We start from the raw sequence: 3,462 nt of genomic DNA, 5'->3' as shown, positions 1-3,462 counted from the left end.
ATGCTGGGGTGGAGCCTGTTTAGCGAGATTCTTAACCGCTGCCTTGGCGTCTTTATTGAAAACGCCAACCTAATGAAAAAGCTAGTATTCCCCAAAATCGCCTTACCGGTGATTATCACGGGCTCCTGCTTAATAAATAACCTTGCCTTATTTGTGGTCATTTTGGTCGTCTTTGCCGTACTTGGTCACTTCACCCCAGCAACGCTGCTCTGGGTGCCAGTACTGACTGCCATTACCATACTGTTGGCGCTAGGGTTAGGGCTGATGCTGGGTATTTTAAACGTCTTTATTCGTGATATTGGCCAGCTAATGCCCATAGTAATGCAGTTTCTTTTCTGGTTTACCCCAGTGGTCTACCCAGCGGAAATAGTACCGCCATCATTACAGGCAATTTTAGCGTTTAATCCCCTATTCCATTTAGTTGGCGCCTACCACGCTGTGCTGGCCTATGGCCACTCGCCTTCCCTTATGGCGCTGGCCGGTTTAACCCTGTTGGGAGCAGGGCTTGTGGTTGTCAGCGCGATGTTGTTCCGTAAAGCCAGCCCGGAAATGGTGGATGCTCTATGAGTCAATCAACCGATTCACAGTCAAACCAATCACAAACAAACCAGCCGTTGCCAGACCAGGTATCGCCAACGTCCCCTAAACCCCTGCTGGAGGTTCGCGAACTGGGCAAAGCTTATCGCCGTTACCGTAACGAAATAATGCGCGTGGCCAGCTGGTTCAGTGCTATTCAACCTGAGGAAGAGACCTGGATACTGCGCAATATCAATTTTGATATTGCCCAAGGCGAAGCCGTCGGCATTGTTGGTCAAAACGGCGCGGGTAAAAGCACACTGCTCAAAATGATCACCGGCACGCTGCGCCCCACCGAAGGTTACATACGCACCCATGGCCGCGTTGCCGCTATTTTAGAGTTAGGCATGGGCTTTAACGGTGAGCTGACCGGCCGCCAAAATGTTATCCACTCCGCAGGGCTGATGGGCTTCACTCACGCCCAAATAGACGCTGCGATGGCCGACATAGAAGCGTTCGCCGAAATAGGCGACTACTTCGACAAACCCATGCGGGTTTACTCAAGCGGCATGCAAATGCGAGTGGCCTTTTCGGTAGCGACCGCCTTCCGGCCAGACATACTGATTGTGGATGAAGCGCTCTCGGTCGGGGATGCCTATTTCCAGCATAAAAGCTTTGACCGCATACGCGAATTCCAGCGCCAAGGCACCTCGCTGCTGATTGTTTCCCATGACAAAGCCGCCATACAAAGCCTGTGCGACCGCGCGATCCTGTTAGAGCAAGGCGAAGTGCTGCAAGACGGCCTGCCTCAAGACATCATGGACTACTACAATGCGATCATTGCCAAAAAAGAGAATGCTCAGGTAGAGGTGACGCCACTAGCCAGTGGTCAAATTCAAACCCGGTCAGGCACCGGAGAAGCCCGCGTTTCCCAGTTAAGCCTGCATGCAACAAACGGCAACCCGCTGGAAGTGGTTGACGTTGGTCAGGAAGTAGAGCTGCGAATCCATATATCTATCCAGGCTGATTTGCCGCAACTGGTGGTGGGCTACAAGCTCAAAGACCGCGTAGGCCAAGAAATATTTGGTACCAATACCTGGCACACACACCAAGTAGAGCATCAGCTAAGCGCAGGCGAAAAACTCATCTATCGCATGCGTTTCAGCGCTAACTTAGGGCCAGGAAGTTATTCGGTGTCAACGTCTCTGCACAGCAGCGACACTCACCTAACCCATAACTATCAATGGGTCGACCACGCGCTAGTCTTCCAAGTGGTTAATATGGAAAAAGACTTCTTCTTGGGGAGCAGCTGGGTCATGCCTACTATCGACTGTGAGCGCCAAGCCGCGATAAGTTCAGAACCTAACGAGTCAGTGTAATGGATTTTTATACCCGGTTTACCAACCACTTTCGTGGCGAAAAAGACGCTATTAAAGAACGCCTTAAAGTTTACGTACCGTTACTGGCGCCGATTATGGCGCGCTACCCAGAAGCATTGGTGGTTGACCTAGGCTCAGGCCGTGGCGAATGGCTCGAACTCATGCAGGAAAATGGCTGGCCCGCCAAAGGTATCGATACCAACGAAAGCATGGCCAGCGCCTGTAACGCAAGCGGCTTGCACGTTGAAGTTAACGACGCGCTAACGGCTTTGCAGCAAATCGAAACCAATACGCTGGCGGCGGTCACCGGCTTTCACATTGCAGAGCATATTCCTTTTGACAGCCTAGTAACCCTGATTCAAGAGGTGCATCGCGCGCTCAAACCAGGGGGAGTTCTCATCCTAGAGACACCCAACCCAGAAAATCTAACCGTTGGGCTATGGAGTTTCTACCTTGACCCCACCCACCTGCACCCGCTGCCTCCGCCACTGCTGCATTTTGTAGCCACTGACAGCGGCTACGCAAAAGCCAATATTTTGCGTTTAAACGGCCCCACGCCGCCCCCTGAAAACGCACCGCTGCGCCAATACTTGGATTGGGTGGTTTCCGCCTACCCTGACTATGCACTCGTGGCGCACAAGCAAGCCGATGATCTTAGCGCCCCCTGGTTCGACTACCTTGATAAGCTCACAGAGGCTCAGCAAGGCACCCTAGAAACTCTGGCTGCCAAGATCGAGGCACAAACCGAACAACTTGCTAAGTCCGAAAATCAACGCGCATCCGCCCTGCAAGAACGCCAGCACTACCTGCAGCAAACCAAGCGTCTTCAGCAAGAAATAGACAGCATTTATAACAGCCGCTCCTGGCGTATTACCAAGCCGCTGCGCAGCGCGATGCACTTCCACTATCAAACCGCCCAGGCAAGTGGGAAGTTACTACGTCGCCTAGCGCAAATACCCTGGTTAAAACGACTAGCGCTAAAAGTACTGGATCGCTTTCCTGGCCTAAAAGTCCGCATTTTAAAGCGCATGGCCGCAAGTGATGGTTTATTTAGCCGAGCAGGGCAATTCCGGGAAGAGGACTTCCAGAACCTGGATGCCGATGTCACCGCCGCGGTACGTAGCGAAGCGCTCAGCCTGCGCGATGCCCCCTTGGGCGGAAACGCTGACGTTCCAAAAGGCATTCGCTTGGAAGGCCATATTAACGGTAGCTACAGCTTGGCCGCGGTAAACCGCCACCTGCTGACGCGTTTAATGACCAGTGAGCAGTCGCCCGTACTATGGCTGGCGCCCCACGAGGGCAGCCCAGAACCCAGCGTACGCAGCACACCTGGGGGCGAAGCAGAAGTGGCTCAACTGAATGCACTGACCGACCCCATCGAGTGGCAGACCGTGGCAGAGCAGCAGCGCATTGCGCTTTATCATCATTACCCGCTCATTGAGCCTGAGCCAAGCCACGGGCTACCCATTGCGCTGTTTTTCTGGGAAGAGTCATGGGTGCCGGAAGAGATGATAGCCACCCTGAATGAGCATTACGCAGGCGTAATCGTCACCGCTTGGTTTGTTAA

Annotated in this window: 3 protein-coding genes; all 3 read left to right on the top strand. The window is 53.2% G+C overall.

The window, feature by feature from the left end; all coding sequences use genetic code 11:
- Positions 1 to 567 (top strand): ABC transporter permease (locus INT22_RS19750; RefSeq protein WP_226912951.1); only part of this gene is annotated, 567 nt, incomplete at its 5' end.
- Positions 564 to 1,895 (top strand): ABC transporter ATP-binding protein, encoded by a 1,332-nt coding sequence (locus INT22_RS19745; RefSeq protein ID WP_193060319.1) that lies wholly within the window; start codon positions 564 to 566, stop codon positions 1,893 to 1,895. The genes INT22_RS19750 and INT22_RS19745, both read left to right, overlap by 4 nt.
- Positions 1,895 to 3,462, top strand: a 1,568-nt coding sequence (locus INT22_RS19740) for a class I SAM-dependent methyltransferase (protein ID WP_193068776.1), incomplete at its 3' end; no start/stop codon positions are given. The genes INT22_RS19745 and INT22_RS19740, both read left to right, overlap by 1 nt.

The sequence above is a fragment of the Halomonas sp. 3D7M genome, from assembly GCF_014897885.1.
GTDB lineage: Bacteria > Pseudomonadota > Gammaproteobacteria > Pseudomonadales > Halomonadaceae > Vreelandella.
This window is presented reverse-complemented; position numbering and strand designations above follow the sequence as displayed.